General features: G+C 62.4%; 17 protein-coding genes, 1 other RNA gene and 2 pseudogenes. 12 read left to right on the top strand and 8 right to left on the bottom strand.

Translation table 11 applies throughout. The features are described 5' to 3' along the window. Positions 1 to 14: 14 nt before the first annotated feature. From KPG66_RS11140 to KPG66_RS11125, 4 genes are all read left to right on the top strand, one after another. Entirely contained in the window at positions 15 to 908 is an 894-nt protein-coding gene (locus tag KPG66_RS11140) for a glutamate/aspartate ABC transporter substrate-binding protein (protein ID WP_237070906.1), read from the top strand. 93 nt (positions 909 to 1,001) lie between these two features. After that, a complete protein-coding gene (locus KPG66_RS11135; protein ID WP_237070905.1) occupies positions 1,002 to 1,742 on the top strand; it encodes an amino acid ABC transporter permease in 741 nt (246 codons plus the stop codon). After that, the gene (gltK, locus tag KPG66_RS11130; protein ID WP_237070904.1) at positions 1,742 to 2,419 is read left to right on the top strand and encodes a glutamate/aspartate ABC transporter permease GltK; all 678 of its coding nucleotides are present in this window, start codon (positions 1,742 to 1,744) and stop codon (positions 2,417 to 2,419) included. Before KPG66_RS11135 ends, gltK begins: the two co-directional genes overlap by 1 nt. Beyond that, positions 2,416 to 3,141 (top strand): amino acid ABC transporter ATP-binding protein, encoded by a 726-nt coding sequence (locus tag KPG66_RS11125; protein WP_237070903.1) that lies wholly within the window; start codon positions 2,416 to 2,418, stop codon positions 3,139 to 3,141. The genes gltK and KPG66_RS11125 overlap by 4 nt, the downstream gene beginning before the upstream one ends. 494 nt (positions 3,142 to 3,635) lie before the next feature. Here KPG66_RS11125 and KPG66_RS18015 read toward each other — a convergent pair. Next, positions 3,636 to 3,779, bottom strand: a pseudogene (locus KPG66_RS18015) (class II glutamine amidotransferase); the annotation flags it as partial. 184 nt (positions 3,780 to 3,963) lie between these two features. On the opposite strand from KPG66_RS18015, the gene pyrC reads away from it, so the two are divergent. The 3 genes from pyrC (at position 3,964) to rnpB (ending at position 6,408) form a co-directional block, all read left to right on the top strand. Continuing rightward, positions 3,964 to 5,070, top strand: coding sequence for a dihydroorotase (pyrC, locus tag KPG66_RS11115; RefSeq protein ID WP_237071020.1), 1,107 nt, complete (start codon positions 3,964 to 3,966; stop codon positions 5,068 to 5,070). A 7-nt stretch (positions 5,071 to 5,077) separates the two neighbouring features. Beyond that, positions 5,078 to 5,986, top strand: coding sequence for a DUF3025 domain-containing protein (locus KPG66_RS11110; RefSeq protein WP_237070902.1), 909 nt, complete (start codon positions 5,078 to 5,080; stop codon positions 5,984 to 5,986). Positions 5,987 to 6,000: 14 nt separating this feature from the next. Beyond that, positions 6,001 to 6,408: RNase P RNA component class A (gene rnpB, locus KPG66_RS11105), an RNA gene on the top strand. 16 nt (positions 6,409 to 6,424) lie between these two features. On the opposite strand, the gene KPG66_RS11100 is transcribed toward rnpB, so the two are convergent. After that, complete coding sequence (locus KPG66_RS11100; protein ID WP_013436284.1) at positions 6,425 to 6,847, bottom strand: OsmC family protein; 423 nt, start codon at positions 6,845 to 6,847, stop codon at positions 6,425 to 6,427. 638 nt (positions 6,848 to 7,485) lie between these two features. On the opposite strand from KPG66_RS11100, the gene rplM reads away from it, so the two are divergent. From rplM to erpA, 3 genes are all read left to right on the top strand, one after another. After that, positions 7,486 to 7,914, top strand: coding sequence for a 50S ribosomal protein L13 (gene rplM, locus KPG66_RS11095; RefSeq protein WP_013436283.1), 429 nt, complete (start codon positions 7,486 to 7,488; stop codon positions 7,912 to 7,914). 12 nt (positions 7,915 to 7,926) lie between these two features. Then, positions 7,927 to 8,319, top strand: a complete 393-nt coding sequence (gene rpsI / locus KPG66_RS11090) for a 30S ribosomal protein S9 (RefSeq protein WP_013436282.1) — start codon at positions 7,927 to 7,929, stop codon at positions 8,317 to 8,319. Positions 8,320 to 8,525: 206 nt separating this feature from the next. Next, positions 8,526 to 8,891 carry an iron-sulfur cluster insertion protein ErpA gene (erpA, locus tag KPG66_RS11085; protein WP_041753846.1) on the top strand — a complete coding sequence of 122 codons (366 nt, stop codon included), beginning with the start codon at positions 8,526 to 8,528 and terminating at the stop codon, positions 8,889 to 8,891. 157 nt (positions 8,892 to 9,048) lie between these two features. On the opposite strand, the pseudogene KPG66_RS11080 reads toward erpA, so the two are convergent. Next, positions 9,049 to 9,774, bottom strand: a pseudogene (locus KPG66_RS11080) (anhydro-N-acetylmuramic acid kinase); the annotation flags it as partial. 36 nt (positions 9,775 to 9,810) lie between these two features. Then, the gene (locus KPG66_RS11075; RefSeq protein WP_237071019.1) at positions 9,811 to 11,064 is read right to left on the bottom strand and encodes a M23 family metallopeptidase; all 1,254 of its coding nucleotides are present in this window, start codon (positions 11,062 to 11,064) and stop codon (positions 9,811 to 9,813) included. Between the two features lie 138 nt (positions 11,065 to 11,202). Between KPG66_RS11075 and tyrS the strand changes: the two genes are divergently transcribed. Together tyrS and dtd are read left to right on the top strand one after the other, a co-directional pair. Continuing rightward, a complete protein-coding gene (gene tyrS, locus KPG66_RS11070) occupies positions 11,203 to 12,447 on the top strand; it encodes a tyrosine--tRNA ligase (protein ID WP_041753845.1) in 1,245 nt (414 codons plus the stop codon). 46 nt (positions 12,448 to 12,493) lie between these two features. After that, positions 12,494 to 12,955: a D-aminoacyl-tRNA deacylase gene (gene dtd, locus KPG66_RS11065; RefSeq protein ID WP_013436276.1), complete on the top strand. Its 462-nt coding sequence runs from the start codon at positions 12,494 to 12,496 to the stop codon at positions 12,953 to 12,955. 294 nt (positions 12,956 to 13,249) lie between these two features. Here the strand turns inward: dtd and ruvB are convergent, their stop codons facing one another. The 4 genes from ruvB to purH form a co-directional block, all read right to left on the bottom strand. Continuing rightward, complete coding sequence (ruvB, locus tag KPG66_RS11055) at positions 13,250 to 14,311, bottom strand: Holliday junction branch migration DNA helicase RuvB (protein ID WP_041754490.1); 1,062 nt, start codon at positions 14,309 to 14,311, stop codon at positions 13,250 to 13,252. Between the two features lie 64 nt (positions 14,312 to 14,375). Beyond that, the gene (gene ruvA, locus KPG66_RS11050; protein ID WP_237070901.1) at positions 14,376 to 14,957 is read right to left on the bottom strand and encodes a Holliday junction branch migration protein RuvA; all 582 of its coding nucleotides are present in this window, start codon (positions 14,955 to 14,957) and stop codon (positions 14,376 to 14,378) included. A 62-nt stretch (positions 14,958 to 15,019) separates the two neighbouring features. Then, the gene (ruvC, locus tag KPG66_RS11045) at positions 15,020 to 15,562 is read right to left on the bottom strand and encodes a crossover junction endodeoxyribonuclease RuvC (protein WP_041754489.1); all 543 of its coding nucleotides are present in this window, start codon (positions 15,560 to 15,562) and stop codon (positions 15,020 to 15,022) included. 105 nt (positions 15,563 to 15,667) lie between these two features. Then, the gene (gene purH / locus KPG66_RS11040; protein WP_237070900.1) at positions 15,668 to 17,233 is read right to left on the bottom strand and encodes a bifunctional phosphoribosylaminoimidazolecarboxamide formyltransferase/IMP cyclohydrolase; all 1,566 of its coding nucleotides are present in this window, start codon (positions 17,231 to 17,233) and stop codon (positions 15,668 to 15,670) included. Positions 17,234 to 17,290 lie beyond the last annotated feature (57 nt).

Raw genomic sequence — 17,290 nt, 5'->3', positions numbered from 1 at the left:
GAAGGAGATCGTGGATGAACATCAAAAAAGCCGCATTCACATTGGCTGCCCTGGCCGCCCTGACCGGGGCCGTGCAGGCGCAGGAGATGGAGACGCTGAAGAAAATCAAGGATTCGGGCGTCATTGCGATGGGGCACCGCGAGTCTTCGATTCCGTTCTCGTACTATGACGAGAAGCAGAACGTCGTGGGTTATTCGCAGGAGCTTGCGCTGAAGATCGTCGAGGCGGTCAAGCATGAATTGAAGATGCCTGGTCTGAAGGTCAAGCTGATTCCGATCACATCGCAAAACCGCATCCCGCTCGTACAGAACGGTACGATCGACATCGAGTGCGGCTCGACCACCAACAACCTGGATCGGCAGAAGCAGGCAGCGTTCTCGAACACGATTTTCGTGGTGGGCACGCGGCTGATGACCAAGAAGGATTCGGGCATCAAGGACTTCGCCGATCTGAAGGGCAAGACGGTCGTGACCACGGCCGGTACGACGTCCGAACGGTTGCTGCGCAAGCTGAATCAGGACCATAACATGGGCATGAACATCATTAGCGCGAAGGACCATGGCGAGTCATTCTTGACGCTGTCGACCGGCCGTGCCGCCGCGTTCATGATGGATGATGCGCTGCTCGCCGGCGAACGCGCGAAGTCGAGCCATCCGGGCGACTTCGTGATCGTCGGCACCCCGCAATCGCACGAAGCGTACGGCTGCATGATGCGCAAGGGTGATCCGGCGTTCAAGAAGGTCGTCGATGCGGCGATCGCGAAGGTTGAGACATCGGGTGAGGCGGCGCAGATCTACAAGAAGTGGTTTGAGTCCCCGATCCCGCCGAAGGGGTTGAACTTGAACTTCCCGCTGTCCGACGACATGAAGACGCTGTTCAAGAACCCGAACGACAAGGCGATGGACTGATCTGCTCGATCGCATTGTTCACTGACAAGCGTGACTGAAACGGAAGGGATGCTGCCTCCAGGCGCGCCTTCCGTTTCTTTTTGGAGTTGAGTCATGGGTTATCACTGGAATTGGGGCATTTTCATGACTCCGGTTTCGACCGGCGAGCCGACGACCTATCTAGGCTGGTTGATCTCGGGGCTGTGGAATACGGTTGCGGTGTCGTTATGCGCATGGGTGATCGCGCTGTTCGTCGGCGCGCTGATGGGCGTGCTGCGCACCGTGCCGAACAAATGGCTGTCCGGCATTGGCACGGTCTACGTCGCGGTGTTCCGCAACATTCCGCTGATCGTACAGTTCTTTATCTGGTACTTCGTGCTGCCGGAGATTTTGCCGCCATCGATCGGCACGTGGTTCAAGCAGCTGCCGCCAAATGCGCAATTCTTCTCGGCATCGATCCTGTGTCTGGGGCTGTTCACGGCGGCTCGCGTCTGCGAGCAGGTGCGCTCGGGCATCCATGCGCTGCCGCGTGGGCAGCGCGCCGCGGGCTTGGCGCTGGGCTTCACGTTGCCGCAGACCTATCGCCATGTGATGCTGCCAGTTGCGTTCCGGATCATCGTGCCGCCGTTGACCTCCGAGTTTCTCAATATTTTCAAGAACTCCGCCGTGGCATCGACCATCGGCCTGCTGGATCTGTCGGCGCAAGCACGGCAATTGGTCGACTACACTGCGCAGGCCTATGAGTCGTTTATTGCGGTGACGCTCGCTTACGTGTTGATCAACCTGGTCGTGATGGGCTTCATGCGCTGGGTCGAGAAAAAGACCCGGCTGCCGGGCTACATCGGAGGCAAATGATGCATCAGTTCAACTGGTCAGGCATCCCGGACGCGCTGCCGACGCTGTGGACCGGCGCGGTGATCACTTTGCAGATCACTGTGTTGGCGATCGTCGTGGGTATCGTGTGGGGCACGCTGCTCGCGCTCATGCGGCTGTCGGGGTTCAAGCCACTCGAATGGTTCGCGCGCGGCTATGTGACCCTGTTTCGCTCGATTCCGCTGGTGATGGTGCTGTTGTGGTTCTTCTTGTTGGTGCCCCAACTGCTGCAGCGGTTGCTGGACGTGTCGCCCGATGTTGATATCCGGCTCGTGTCGGCGATGGTCGCGTTCTCGTTGTTCGAGGCCGCGTATTACTCGGAGATTATCCGGGCCGGCATCCAGGCCGTGCCGCGCGGACAGCTCAGCGCTGCCTCCGCGCTTGGCATGACCTACGGCCAGGGCATGCGGCTGATTGTGCTACCGCAGGCGCTGCGCGCGATGGTACCACTGTTGCTGACGCAGGCCATCGTGCTGTTTCAGGACACGTCGCTGGTTTATGTGATCAGCGTCGCGGATTTCTTCCAGACTACGGCGAACGTCGGTGACCGGGACGGTACGATCGTCGAGATGGTGCTGTTCGCGGGCGCCGTATATTTCGTGGTTTGCGTGGTGGCGTCAAGCCTCGTCAAGGGTCTTCAAAAAAAGGTCGCAAGATGATTTCGATCAAAAATGTTTCAAAGTGGTACGGGTCCTTCCAGGTGTTGACGGATTGCTCGACCGAGGTCAAGAAAGGCGAGGTGGTGGTCGTGTGCGGCCCGTCGGGCTCGGGTAAGTCGACGCTGATCAAAACGGTCAACGGACTGGAGCCTTTTCAGAAAGGTGAGATCACAATCAATGGGCAATCGATCGGTGATCCTAAGACAAACTTGTCGAAGCTGCGTGCGAAAGTCGGGATGGTGTTCCAGCATTTCGAGCTGTTCCCGCATCTGTCGATCACCGAGAATCTGACGCTTGCACAAATCAAGGTGCTCGGGCGCACAAAGGACGAGGCGAATGCCAAGGGACTGAAGTTGCTCGATCGTGTCGGCCTGAAGGCGCACGCCGATAAGTATCCTGGGCAGTTGTCCGGTGGTCAGCAGCAGCGCGTGGCGATTGCGCGCGCTTTGTCAATGGACCCGATCGCGATGTTGTTCGACGAGCCGACCTCAGCGCTCGATCCGGAGATGATCAATGAAGTGCTGGACGTGATGGTCGAGCTAGCGCAGGAAGGCATGACGATGATGTGCGTGACGCACGAAATGGGCTTTGCAAAGAAGGTCGCGCATCGGGTCATCTTCATGGACCGGGGAGCGATTGTTGAGGATGATCACAAGGAAGACTTCTTCGCGAATCCGAAATCGGATCGTGCGAAGGATTTCCTGGCTAAGATCCTGCATTGACCGTAGCGTCCCCGGTGGTATCGCTCGTCCGGGAAGCGGCCCGCTGTCGCCGGCGGGTTGCACGCTACCGTTTCGCCACGTATGGGGTCCGCTTGGGCGTGGCGTCTTCAGTTGGTCGTGGCGGACATGGAAAGCATAGACGCAAAGCCGGCTCGGTCCGCGCGATAGTACCGGCGCCGTTGCTATCCGATGAAGGGTATCTTGCAGGTGGTGCGCGGCATCGCAAAGCGCGAAACGGGTAATGCCATACCGAATCAGTCAATTCGGTTCAAAGGGGGCTGCCGGCAGCGGGCGCGGAACGGGCAACGTTACGCTTGCACTGCTGCGACGTCGTCCGCGGACTCGATGGTGAACTCGCCGTCCTCTGCGGTGTTTAACACGGACGCCACGGTGGCCTTGCACAGTGGCGCTCGCGCCTTGGCCGCCACGTCGGCAGGCACCGGCACGTTGACGCTGCATAATCGCGTAAAACGCGAGTTCGCTGTCCGTCGTGCCAACCGGCAGGCCTTGTCTTCGAAGAACGCGATGCCGAAGCCATCGGCATGATGGTCGGTGACGCCGCCACGCGCCGCAAAGCCCGTGAACGAAAAGGTCACGTCCGTGGGCGCCGCGCAATTCATTCCAAGCAGTTGGCACATGATACGAAAACGTGATGCTGCGCGAGCGTGCTTAGCGCCCGCTACAATGATGTTTTTGAAGAATATCACCGAGTCCGGGGTCGCCCGAGCCGAAGCAGCGACGTGTGAGTCGTCGCTTCGCATCCACGCGTGACCTCAGGCGAGCCTTCGCATGCACGACGCGCATGCTCAACTGCCGATCGACATGAACCTGTCCCAGTCCCATTCCACCGTAGCCGGCGTTGGCGCCGGCGCGTCAGGCAACGCCACGCTGACGCTCGCCCGCCCTGATGATTGGCACTTGCACGTGCGTGACGGCGCGATGCTCGAAGCGGTGCTGCCGCACACCGCCCGGCAGTTCGGCCGCGCGATCATCATGCCGAATCTGAAGCCGCCAGTCACCACGACCGCTCAGGCCGGCGCTTATCGGCAGCGTATTCTTGCCGCACGTCCCGTGCAGGGCCCGGGCGCCGCGTTCGAGCCGCTGATGACGCTGTACCTGACCGACAATACGCCGCCGGATGAAGTCCGGCGGGCCCGCGAAAGTGGCTTTGTGCACGGCGTGAAGCTGTATCCGGCCGGCGCAACGACCCATTCGGACGCCGGTGTCACGGATCTGCGCCACTGCACGGCTACGCTGGAGGCGTTGCAGCAGACCGGTCTGCCGCTGCTGGTCCACGGCGAGGTGACGGATCCGTCAATCGATGTGTTCGATCGCGAAAAGGTGTTCATCGACCGGGTGCTCGAGCCGTTGCGGCGCGATTTCCCTGCGCTCAAGGTGGTATTCGAGCACATCACGACGCGCGACGCGGCGCAGTATGTGCGCGACGCGGATGCGGCGCCGGGCACGCTGGGTGCCACGATCACCGCTCACCACTTGCTGCTGAACCGCAACGCGATGCTGGTCGGCGGCATCCGTCCGCATTATTACTGCTTGCCGGTGCTCAAGCGGGAGGCGCACCGCGTAGCACTCGTTGAGGCGGCTACCTCGGGTCATCCGCGCTTTTTCCTCGGCACCGACAGCGCGCCGCACCCGAAGGGCCTAAAGGAGCACGCGTGTGGCTGCGCCGGTTGCTACACGGCGCTGCATGCGCTGGAGCTGTACGCGCAGGCCTTTGACGAGGCCGGTGCCCTGGACCGACTAGAAGGCTTTGCGAGCTTTCATGGTGCCGACTTCTATGGATTGCCGCGCGCCACCGATACGGTGACGCTCGAGCGCGCGAGTTGGACGTTGCCCGAGGCCATCGACGCAGGCGGCATCAGCGTGGTGCCGCTCAAGGCCGGCGAAGCGCTCGGCTGGAAGCTGCGCTGACGCGCGCATGGCGGCCATGCCACCGCTGCGCGAGGCCGTGGCGCGAATCGACTGGTCGCGACCGTGGTTCGAGCCGTTCCGGGCCCATGGGATGCGCTGGCAACGGGTGCTCGAGACTCATGGGGTCGGCGCGTGGCTCAGCACGATGACGCAGGATGCCCAAGCGGCGTCGCTGTGCATCGGCGCTGACCTACCGCTCACCTTCGTGGCGCAACATGTGTTGCCACCCGGCACGCGTTACGAAGCGCACATTGCCGCGACAGGTTGCGTGCCCACGCGCGACAATCTGCACGATTTCTTTAACGCGGCGAGTTGGTTTGCCTTCCCGCGGATCAAGCTTGCCACGATCGCCTGCGGCATGGCCGAGGCGCGGCGGCAGGCAGGGGCGCCTGTGGCGAGCAACGGCAGGGGGCCGGTACGCGATGCACTGGCCCACTTTGACGAAAACGGCGCGATCTTTGTGACTTCCGATGGTTCGCTAGCCGAAGCGCTGCGCGCTTTTGACTGGCGCCGTCTGTTTATCGACCATCGCCACGCGTGGCCTGCATGTTGTGCCGTGTACGTGTACGGCCATGCGCTGCTAGAGAAGCTGCTCACGCCGTATCGCGCATGCACCGCGCACGCATGGGTCTGCCAAGTCGAGCCGGACTGGTTCGATGCGCCCGCGGCGCAGCGCCAGGCCGACGTGGATGCCCGTGTTGCCACGGCACTCGGCGATGGCCACGTCAGCGATGGCCTGCTGCGGCAGGCGCCGTGCGAGCGAGCCCAAAAGGGCGAGACGCTGACGATCGCGCGGTTTTCGCCGTTGCCTGTGCTTGGCGTGCCGGGCTGGTGGGCGGCCAACGCCGATCCGCGGTTCTACGCGGATACGTCGGTGTTCCGCGTAGGTCGGCGCGGGCCGCGCCACCCATGCTAAAATGGGCGCTACACAAAGTAGGCCAGACAGCCGCGGCTGCCGCGCATCGCGCGGGGGGCGAGGAAAGTCCGGACTCCATAGGGCAGGGTGATGGCTAACGGCCATCCGTGGCGACACGCGGAACAGGGCAACAGAAAGCAAACCGCCGATGGCCCGGCGCAAGCCGGGATCAGGTAAGGGTGAAACGGTGCGGTAAGAGCGCACCGCGGCTGCGGCGACGCAGTCCGGCACGGTAACCTCCACCCGGAGCAATTCCAAATAGGCAGGCGCGCGTCGGCAGCAAGGCGCAAGGACGGGCCCCGTCCTGACCTGCGGGTAGGAAGCTTGAGCGCGTCAGCAATGGCGCGCCTAGAGGAATGGCTGTCACGCGCGCCGGGCAACTGGCGCACGCACAGAATCCGGCTTACCGGCCTGCTTTGTCTCCTTTCGCGAGGCGCGCTACGCGTCGACGATCTCGAACGAATGCGTAAGTTCGGCGCTCTTGGCCAACATGATCGAGGCGGAGCAATACTTGTCGTGTGACAGGTTGATCGCGCGCTCCACGGTCGCCGGGTTCAAGTTCCGGCCGCTTACCGTAAAATGGAAGTGGATTTTCGTGAATACCTTCGGGTCCTGGCTTGCCCGCTCGGCCTTCAGCGTGACGTTGCAGTCGACAATGTCCTGGCGACTTTTCTTCAAAATCATCACGACGTCGTACGCTGTGCAGCCCCCGGTGCCCAGCAGCACCATTTCCATTGGTCGCGGGGCGAGGTTGCGGCCACCGCCTTCCGGTGCGCCATCCATCGCTACCATGTGGCCACTGCCTGTCTCGGCCATGAAAGCCATTCCGTCTTTGCCTAACCAGCTGACCTTGCATTCCATCGCGCGTTTTTAGAGCTGAGTTTGCGTACATTGTAACGAATGCGCATGAGCGCTGTCGCGTGAGCGTCGCATCGGCCGGCACAAAACAACGGGATCTCGCCGCAGCGGATCGGGCTGGCTGCGCACGGCGGCGAAATCGTCATGGTTATTCGGCGTCGTGAGGTGGAGCGCTCACTGGTTGGGCCGCAGTGTGGGCGAGCGCAGTGTGAGCGAGAGGTTATTAACTGGTTGATAGAAAAGGAAGATATGGCTCTTTGTGGTGTTATTGTGCCATTTCGTATGATGGTAGTGCGTTTCGTCATGTAGTTTTTATTGCGGCTTATCAGCGTAATCCTTATAATGTTCTCTATTGGTCGACGCACACTTGCTCGACCCCCACTTGTCTCCTCCACCCTCCTCCTTTGGTGGATTGGACCCGAACATTGGTTCGGGTTTTTTTTCGCCATGATGTGGACTGTGCTAGGGCTGGGTTAGGGCCCGGGTAGCGCCGCAGTAGCGCCCGGTCTGAAAACCCTTTATAATTCAGAGCTTTTCCGAAAATGCCCGCGGAAGAAGAATCAGGGAGAGCCTGCACCGCGCCATGACGCGCATCCACAAGCAGGACCACAGAAGGGCAGAGCATCTCATTTGGATCGATCATGAAGACGTTTTCCGCCAAAGCCCACGAGGTGAAGCGCGAATGGTACGTGATTGACGCGACGGACAAGGTCCTCGGCCGTGTCGCCAGCGAAGTGGCACGCCGCCTTCGCGGCAAGCACAAGCCGGAGTTCACGCCGCACGTCGATACCGGCGATTTCATCATCGTCGTCAATGCTGGCAAGTTGAAGGTCACCGGCAACAAGACGACCGATAAGAAGTACTACCGTCACTCGGGCTATCCGGGCGGCATCTATGAAACGACTTTTGGCAAGATGCAGGAGCGTTTCCCGGGCCGTGCACTTGAGAAGGCCGTCAAGGGCATGCTGCCGAAGGGCCCGCTCGGCTACGCGATGATCAAGAAGCTGAAGGTCTACGCGGACGCGACGCACCCGCACACCGCGCAACAACCGAAGGCGCTCGAGATCTAAGGAGCCAGTCAGATGATCGGAAATTGGAACTACGGTACCGGCCGCCGCAAGAGTGCAGTGGCTCGCGTGTTTATCAAGGCTGGCAAGGGCGACATCGTCGTCAATGGCAAGCCCATCGCCGACTACTTTTCGCGCGAGACATCGCTGATGATTGTGCGTCAGCCGCTGGATCTGGTGAACCATGCGAACACGTTTGACATCAAGGTCAACGTGGTCGGTGGCGGCGAAACCGGCCAGGCTGGCGCTGTGCGTCACGGTATCACCCGTGCGTTGATCGACTACGATGCGACGCTGAAGCCGACGTTGTCGAGCGCTGGCTTCGTGACGCGCGATGCGCGTGAAGTCGAGCGTAAGAAGGTAGGTTTGCACAAGGCACGCCGTCGCAAGCAGTTCTCCAAGCGTTAAGCGCGCCGCGATGGAGCGGCAGGCAGGTTCACCTGCAGGCGCTGGCATCGTGCAAAAAACCGCGGATCAGCCGATCCGCGGTTTTTTCTTGGTGCGCCCAGCATGGGCGCACTTTTGCAGGGGCAAGTCCCTGTTGGTTTCAGGGCCTTCGGCACGATGTTCAGAACAGTCCTAGAATAGCGTTGAAGGCATTTTTGGAGAACTCGATGAACGCTTTGACCGACACCGCTGTGACCGAGATGCCGGCCCCGCTCGTCTTCACGGACGCAGCCGCCGACAAGGTCAAACAGCTGATCGATGAAGAAGGCAACCCGGAACTGAAGCTGCGCGTGTTCGTGCAAGGCGGCGGCTGTTCGGGATTTCAATACGGCTTTACGTTCGACGAAGAAGTCAACGAGGACGACACCGTGATGGACAAGAACGGCGTCCGGCTGTTGATCGACTCGATGAGTTATCAGTACCTGCTGGGCGCGGAAATCGACTACAAGGACGATTTGAACGGCGCGCAATTCGTGATCAAGAATCCGAATGCGACCACCACCTGCGGCTGCGGCTCGTCGTTCTCAGTGTAAGCGTACGCTTACCAAAAGGTAAGCCGTACGCTTACGGGAATCAGTTGGCCGGCCCATCACGAGTCGGCTCACTACGGGGGGCGGATCAGCCCCCATTGTCGTTTGCATACCACGCCGCTGACGCATGCCGCCGCGGGCCGTGCGCGAACGGCACGGCTTAGCGCGGATACAACGCGCCGAGCACGCGGCCGCCAGCGGCACCGGTGACGGTGGGCAGGTTGCCAGGCAGGCGTGCGACATGGCGCATCGCTAGCCACGCGAATGCCAGCGCCTCGACTTGATGTGGGGCAATGCCGAGGACATCCGTGGTTTCGACGCGAGCGTGTGCCGCGCCAGCGCGCTGCAGCGCGGTTTGCAACGCCGCTAGCAGGACGGCATTGCGTGCGCCACCACCGCATACGTAGACGGCCTGGCAGCCGCCTGCATAATGCTCGATGTCATGCGCGACGCTTTGAGCCGTCAACGCGATCAGCGTCGCTTGCACGTCGTGCGGCGTCACGTCGGCAAACGGCGAGAGCCGGCGTTGCAGCCATGACGCGTTGAACAAGTCCCGACCGGTGCTTTTCGGGGGCGGCGCGCTGAAAAATGGCTCGTCGAGTAACGCGCGCAACAACCCATCGTTGACCTGTCCGCGGGCGGCGAATCGGCCATTCTCGTCGAACGGTGTGCCCAAATGGCGTTGTGCCCAGTAATCAAGCAACGCGTTCGCCGGGCCGCAGTCGAAGCCGCGGACCGGTCCGCGCGGATCCAGAATCGTCATGTTGCTGATGCCACCGAGATTGCACACTACGCGGGTCTCGTGCTCGTGCGCGAACATCGCCGCATGAAACGCCGGCGCGAGCGGGGCGCCATGGCCGCCCGCCGCCACGTCGCGCGCGCGGAAGCATGATCGACGCGGCATGCCGTGGCCGCATTGCCGTTATTTTGATGCGACGCGCGGCGGCAGGACGTCGCCGTCGATCGATAGATTCGCCGCGTATTGCTCAAACGCGTGTAGCGTGGCGCCACGCAATGGCGCGGGCTGACTGACCGATGCCGCAAGCGGATTCACATGGCGGCCCTGGTGCCGCACCTCGTAGTGCAGGTGCGGGCCGGTCGCCCAGCCGGTGCTGCCGACGTAACCGATCACGTCGCCGCGCGCGATTTTCGCACCGGTTCTTAGTTTCGGCGCGGTTCGCGACAGGTGGGCATACACGGTCTCATAGTGCCGAGCATGGCGTACCACGATCGTCTTGCCATACCCGTGCCGCCACCCCGAGAATGTGACAGTTCCAGCCCCGCTTGCCCGCACCGGCGTGCCGCGTGGCGCGGCCCAATCTACACCGTTGTGAAACGCACGGCGTCCGGAAATCGGATGCACGCGCTCGCCGAAGCGCGACGACAGTCGGGCGCTGGCAACGGGACGCGGATCGAGCCCGCGCTGCAGCGAGTGCCCGTTGGTGGCATAGAAGCCACCGCCGTGCTTGCCCGGCGCACGGTACCAGATGGCGCGAACGGGCGCGGTGCCGACGGCATGGACCTCGAGGACGAGGATGCGTCGAGTGCGGGATGACTCGCCCTGCGCTGCGCCTAGCAGCACGCGGTAGCGCTGTCCGCGCAACGGGCTGACCAACGCGCGCATGGCCGGCAGCGCATCGAGCGCTGCGTCGATCGAACTGCCCAATACGCCTGCCTGCCGCATTGCGCTGGCGAACCGGCTGTCGAGCGCGCCCGAGAACACGCGCTCGGATGGGGCGGCAGCACGGTTTGGCTCATCCAGCCGGAGTGGGCTGGCACCTGATAGCGCGCCGGCCGCTTGGAACGGATGTCCCGCGGCGGATGTTTCGGTACCGGTGCTGGCTGAGGGCGCAGAAGCGGTCAGCGCGGCGGCCACGTAATCGCCATACGGGCCCAGCGCCGTGCTGCGCCAACTGATGGCGCGCAGCATGCTGCTGTTGACCTGGGCTTGCGTGGCCGCTGAGCGCGCCGACGTGTATGCCGAATGTGCCGGTATCGCGAGCGCGGATACCACGGCGGGAGCGTACGGGATCGTGCGTGCGATCATCACGCTCAGGTTCACGGACGCGGCGGCGATCGGGTGAATGATCGCTTGATGGCGCCGCACGATAAAGTGACGCAGCGATACGGTGCTGCTGCGCGCGAGTGCAAAAACCTGCCGGAAGCAGTACCACATCACGTAAAATCCAGTTCTTGCACGAGAAAAGCGACGGCCTTGAGGGTTATTCGAGGTAGGGTTGCGAGGTGCGGCGCGTGACGAGCACTGCCGGGCCGCTCGTGATTCGATGACAGTTTCGTGAAAAGTTCCCGCCTGATGAGTACCGAGTCCAGTGTTGCCGTGCCGTCCCTGCCCATTACCGATGAAGTCCGTGCCGCACTGGCGATAGCACGTCGTGGCTGCGACGAGTTGCTGATCGAGGACGAGTTTGCGCAGAAATTGGCAAGGAGCGCGCAAACCGGCAAGCCATTGCGCATCAAGCTCGGGCTCGACCCGACCGCGCCGGACATCCACATTGGACACACCGTGGTGCTCAACAAGATGCGCCAGTTGCAGGACCTGGGCCATACCGTTATTTTCCTGATCGGCGACTTTACGTCGTTGATCGGCGATCCGTCCGGACGCAACCAGACACGCCCGCCACTCACCCGCGAGCAAATCGAGGCCAATGCAAAGACTTATTTCGAGCAGGCCGCACTGGTGCTCGATCGTGAAAAGACCGAGATCCGCTACAACAGCGAATGGTCAATGCCGCTGGGCGCTGACGGCATGATCAAGCTTGCGTCGCGCTACACCGTGGCGCGGATGCTCGAGCGCGACGACTTCACCAAACGGTTCCAGGGCGGCGTGCCAATATCGATCCATGAGTTCCTGTATCCTCTGATGCAGGGGTATGACTCGGTGGCGCTGCAATCGGATCTCGAGTTGGGTGGCACCGATCAGAAGTTCAATCTGTTGGTGGGCCGTGAGTTGCAGAAGCAGTATGGCCAGGAGCCGCAGTGCATTCTGACAATGCCGCTGCTCGAAGGGCTGGATGGCGTCGATAAGATGTCCAAGTCCAAGAACAACTATGTCGGCATCAGCGAGAAGCCGTCCGACATGTTCGGCAAGCTGATGAGCATCTCGGACACGCTGATGTGGCGTTACTTTGAGTTGCTCTCGTTTCGCAGCCTCGAGGAGATTGCAGACTTCAAGCGGCAGGTGCAGGCTGGCCGCAACCCGCGCGAGTTGAAGGTGCTGCTCGCGCAGGAAATCGTTGCTCGTTTTCATTCGCAGGCCGATGCACAGCGCGCGCTGGAGGATTTCAATCATCGTGCGAGGGGTGGGGTGCCTGACGATATTCCGGAGATTGCGTTGAGTGGCGCGCCGCTGCCGATCGGGCAATTGCTCAAGCAAGCTGGCCTGGTGCCGTCCACCAGCGAGGCATGGCGCAACATCGAACAGTCCGGCGTGAAGATCGACGGCACGACGATCACCGACAAGGGGTTGAAGCTCGACGCAGGCGTGTATGTCGTGCAGGTCGGCAAGCGGCGCTTTGCGCGCGTGACACTGCGCGCTTAGTGCAGCGGGCCACCCGACGACAGCCGAACCATAGCGAGGACTTGCATTGATCGCATTGATCCAGCGAGTCGCGCGCGCCAGCGTGCAAGTCGATGCGCAGGTGATTGGCGCGATCGGCCCCGGGCTGCTCGCGCTGGTCTGCGCGGAACGCGGCGACTGCGAGGCCACGGCGGACAAACTGCTCAACAAGCTGCTTGGTTATCGCGTATTCAGCGATACACAGGGCCGGATGAACCTGTCCGTGCGCAACATCGACGGGGCCGGCGGCGCGGGCGGTCTGTTGATCGTGTCGCAGTTTACGCTGGCAGCTGATACGCATAGCGGTTTGCGCCCCAGCTTCACCCCCGCTGCACCACCGGACGAAGGCAGGCGGTTGTACGACTATTTCGTCGCCCGTGCGCGGCAGCAGCATCCCATCGTCCAGACCGGTGAATTCGGCGCCGCGATGCAGGTATCGCTGATCAACGATGGTCCGGTGACTTTCTGGCTGCGTGTGCCGGCCGTATGACTAAAGTAATTGAACACGCCGGCGAGCGCTAGCGGATGCCATGGCTGTAGCAACAATGCGCTAATGCTGCCGATCATCAGCGCCGCGAAGTGTCGGCATGCATTGACTGTTCAGCACACTGTGTGTGGGTCGGACAGTCCCGAATGCCGAACAGCCCCGGATCGCCCGGCGGCCACGGATAGTCGAACGCGGGGCCTTTGCCGCTCGTGAGCTAAGTGACGCCGGCCGCCACGCGCCGGCGCAGTCGGTTCAGTACGTCGTCGGCCAGCCCGCAGAGGCGCACCGGCAGATCGGCTATTCGCCGCTGGTGTTCCACAGGTCGCGAATCGGTCCCGCATCCGGCGCCGCAAGGCCGAAGTGGCGATAGGCGAGCAGCGTCGCGACGCGTCCGCGCGGCGTGCGTTGTAGATAGCCCTGCTGGATCAGATAAGGCTCGATGACGTCCTCGATTGTGTCGCGCTCCTCGCCGATCGCGGCGGCCAGGTTATCCAGGCCCACCGGGCCACCATCGAACTTGTGCAGGATCGCTTCTAGCAGCTTGCGATCCATTAAATCGAAGCCGACTGGGTCAACATCAAGCATCGCCAGCGCCGCATCGGCCGTCGTCGCCGTGATGCGGCCGTCGGACTTGACCTCGGCATAGTCTCGCACGCGACGCAGCAGCCGGTTCGCGATCCGTGGCGTGCCGCGCGAACGCCGTGCGATCTCCAGCGCGCCTTCGGATTCGATCTGCGCGCCGAGCAGGTGGGCCGAACGCTCGACGATCCGCGCCAATTCGCCCGCGGTATAGAATTCGAGCCGGGCGACGATGCCAAAGCGGTCCCGTAACGGGTTGGTCAGCATGCCGGCGCGGGTCGTGGCCCCCACCAGCGTGAACGGGTGCAGGTCCAGCTTGACGCTGCGCGCGGCCGGTCCCTCGCCGATCATGATGTCGATCTGGTAGTCTTCGAGCGCCGGATACAGGATTTCCTCGACGACTGGCGACAACCGGTGGATCTCGTCGATGAACAGCACGTCGTTCGCTTCGAGATTGGTCAGCAGTGCAGCCAGGTCGCCGGCCCGTTCGAGCACCGGTCCGGACGTCTGGCGCAGGTTGACGCCCATTTCCCGCGCGACGATGTGCGCGAGCGTGGTCTTGCCCAGCCCCGGGGGGCCAAACAGTAGCACGTGGTCGAGCGCTTCCGAGCGGCGCTTTGCCGCTTCAATAAAGATTTCGAGCTGCCCGCGAACCTTTTCCTGCCCGACATATTCGTCCAGCAGCCGCGGGCGTAGCGCCCGCTCGAACACCTCCTCGTTGGGCGAGGCGGGGGTCGCTGCAATGACGCGCTCCGAGCCGAGTTTGTCCGTTTCGATCATTTACTGATTGTACCGCGATGCCGCCAACATGCCAGTTGCCACGCCGTGCTGCGTCGCGTGAAGCTTATGCCTTCGACAATGCCTTTAAAGCGAGCTTGATGCCGTCCGACACACCGGTGCCGGCCGGTACGTTTTTGATCGCGGCAAGCGCTTCCTTCTCGGAATAGCCAAGCGAGAGCAGGGCGTGCAGGATGTCCGGCGCATGGTCGGACGATGACGCGGCCGAGGCGGCCGCGCCGATGTCGGCGCCCAGTTTGCCTTTCAACTCGAGCAACAGTCGCTCGGCGGTTTTCTTGCCGATGCCCGGCACCCGCGTCAGGCGGGCGGCATCCTGCTGTGTCACTGTCTGCGCAAGATCGCTCACGCTCATCCCGGAGAGCACCGCGAGCGCCATACGCGCGCCGATGCCGCTGATCTTCAGCAGTTCGCGAAACGTTTGCCGCTCCTGCTGCGTGAGAAAACCATACAGCAGGTGCGCGTCCTCGCGCACGATCAGCTGAGTCAGCAACGTGATTTTGTCGCCAGTGCCTGGAAGGTTGTAGAACGTGCTCATCGGCACGTCGACCTCGTAGCCGACGCCGTTGCAGTCGACCAGCAGATGTGGCGGGTTTTTCTCGAGCAGGGTGCCCGCAATGCGACCGATCATGGCGAATCAATGTAGGGTGGATGCGCGAGTGTAGCGTATCGCGACGTGGATACTGTGCTGGGTCAGCCGATCAGCCGGCCACGTCGCACGCGATAACCTTTCTTTGCCAATGCCGGCGCGAGCGTGCCGAGCGTGTTGATCGCCGTGCCGCTGTTTGCGTGGCAGATCGCCATGCCGAGCGCGTCGGCGGCGTCGGTGCCGGGCAAGCCGCTCAAATTCAGTAGTCGGACCACCATCTGCTGCATCTGGTCCTTGGTCGCGCGCCCGTAGCCGACCACCGCTTGCTTGAGTTGCAACGCGGTGTATTCGGCCACCGATACGCGGCCCGATACGAGTGCACAAATCGCCGCGCCGCGCGCTTGCCCCAGCAGCAGCGTCGATTGCGGATTGACGTTGACGAATACTTTCTCGATCGCGGCCTGATCCGGGCTATGCTCGCGGATCAGCGTCGCCACGCCGTCGAAGATCGTGCCCAGGCGGCTCGGCAGATCGGCGTTCGCGGTACGGATCACGCCACTGGCCACGTAGGTGAGCGCGTGTCCGTGCTTGTCGATGACGCCAAAGCCGGTGACACGCAAGCCCGGGTCGATGCCAAGTATTCTCATCGCGCCACTATAACCGACTGGTGTTGTCCCGACGCGCCCGTGCACTGCACCGTCCGCGTCGAGACGATCGGCCGCACCGGCGGCGAAATGGAAGCGCTCACGGCGTCAGTGACGGAAATGCCGCGTGCCGGTGACGATCATCGCGACATTGTGCTCGTCGGCGGCTGCGATCACCTCGTCGTCGCGCATTGAGCCGCCGGGTTGGATCACGCAGGTCGCACCGGCCGCGACGACCACGTCGAGTCCGTCGCGGAACGGGAAGAATGCGTCAGAGGCGACCGCCGAGCCGGTCAACGACAGCTTTGCGTTTTGCGCCTTGATGCCGGCGATGCGAGCCGAATCGACACGGCTCATCTGCCCCGCGCCGACACCTAGCGTCATGCCGTTCGCGCAAAACACGATCGCATTGGACTTGACGAATTTGGCGACGCGCCAGGCGAACAACAGGTCGTCCATTTCCTTAGGCGTCGGATGCCGTTTCGTGACCACGCGCAACTCGTGCGGCTGCACGTTCTTCGTATCCGGTGACTGCACCAGCAAGCCGCCGCCGACGCGCTTTAGATCGTACGTGTTAGCTGCGTTGCCCAGCGGCACCTGTAGCACGCGCACATTCTGCTTCGCGGCGAAGACCTGTCGCGCCGCGTCGGTCAACGACGGCGCGAGTAGCACTTCGACGAACTGCTTGGCGACCGCTTGCGCAGCCGCTTCGTCGACTTCGCGATTGAACGCGATGATGCCGCCGAATGCGGACGTCGGATCGGTCTGCAACGCCTTGGCGTACGCGTCGGCCGGCGTCGCCGCCACGGCCACACCGCACGGGTTCGCATGCTTGATAATCACGCATGCCGGCGCGTCGAATGTCTTCACGCATTCCCATGCCGCGTCAGCATCGGCGATATTGTTGTACGACAGCGCCTTGCCCTGCAGTTGGCGGTAGTTGGCCAGCGAGCCTTCGGCAGATTGCAGGTCGCGATAGAACGCTGCGCTCTGGTGCGGGTTCTCACCGTAGCGCAGGTCCTGCACCTTAGTGAAGGCCAGATTCAGTGTGGCCGGGTACGCGCTGCGTGTCGCGTGCTGCAAGTCCTCGCCGAGGCTGGTCAGATAGTTCGTAATCGCGCCGTCGTATTGCGCGGTGTGCGCGAACACCTTGGTCGCGAGCCGGAAGTTGGTTGCGTAACTGACCGTGTTGCCGTTCGCGCGCATTTCGTCGAGCACCGCCGCATAGTCGGCCGGATCGACGACCACCGTCACGTCGCGGTGGTTCTTCGCCGCCGAGCGCAACATCGTTGGGCCGCCGATGTCAATGTTCTCAATGGCCTCGTCGAGCGGGCATTTCTCCTTCGCGACGGTTTGCGCAAACGGATACAGATTGACGATGAGCATGTCGATCGTCGGGATCCCATGCTGCTCGAGTGCAGCCATGTGTGCGGGCACGTCGCGCCGCGCGAGAATGCCGCCATGGACCTTCGGGTGCAGCGTCTTTACGCGGCCGTCGAGCATTTCCGCAAAGCCGGTGTAGTCGGCCACCTCGGTGACCGGCAGGCCCGCGTCGGCGAGCAGCTTGGCCGTGCCGCCCGTGGACAGCAGGGTGACGCCGAGTTCATGCAGGCTTTTGGCGAAATCGACAATGCCTGCCTTGTCGGAAACGGAAATGAGCGCTTGCTTGATCATGATGAAAAAAAGAACCCGAAGCTGCGCTTGCGCGCGAATGACAAATGTGCGCCAGGC

The sequence above is a fragment of the Mycetohabitans sp. B2 genome, from assembly GCF_021733735.1.
GTDB lineage: Bacteria > Pseudomonadota > Gammaproteobacteria > Burkholderiales > Burkholderiaceae > Mycetohabitans > Mycetohabitans rhizoxinica.
Note: the sequence above shows the minus strand (reverse complement) of the source record. Positions and strands in the feature narration are given on the sequence as shown.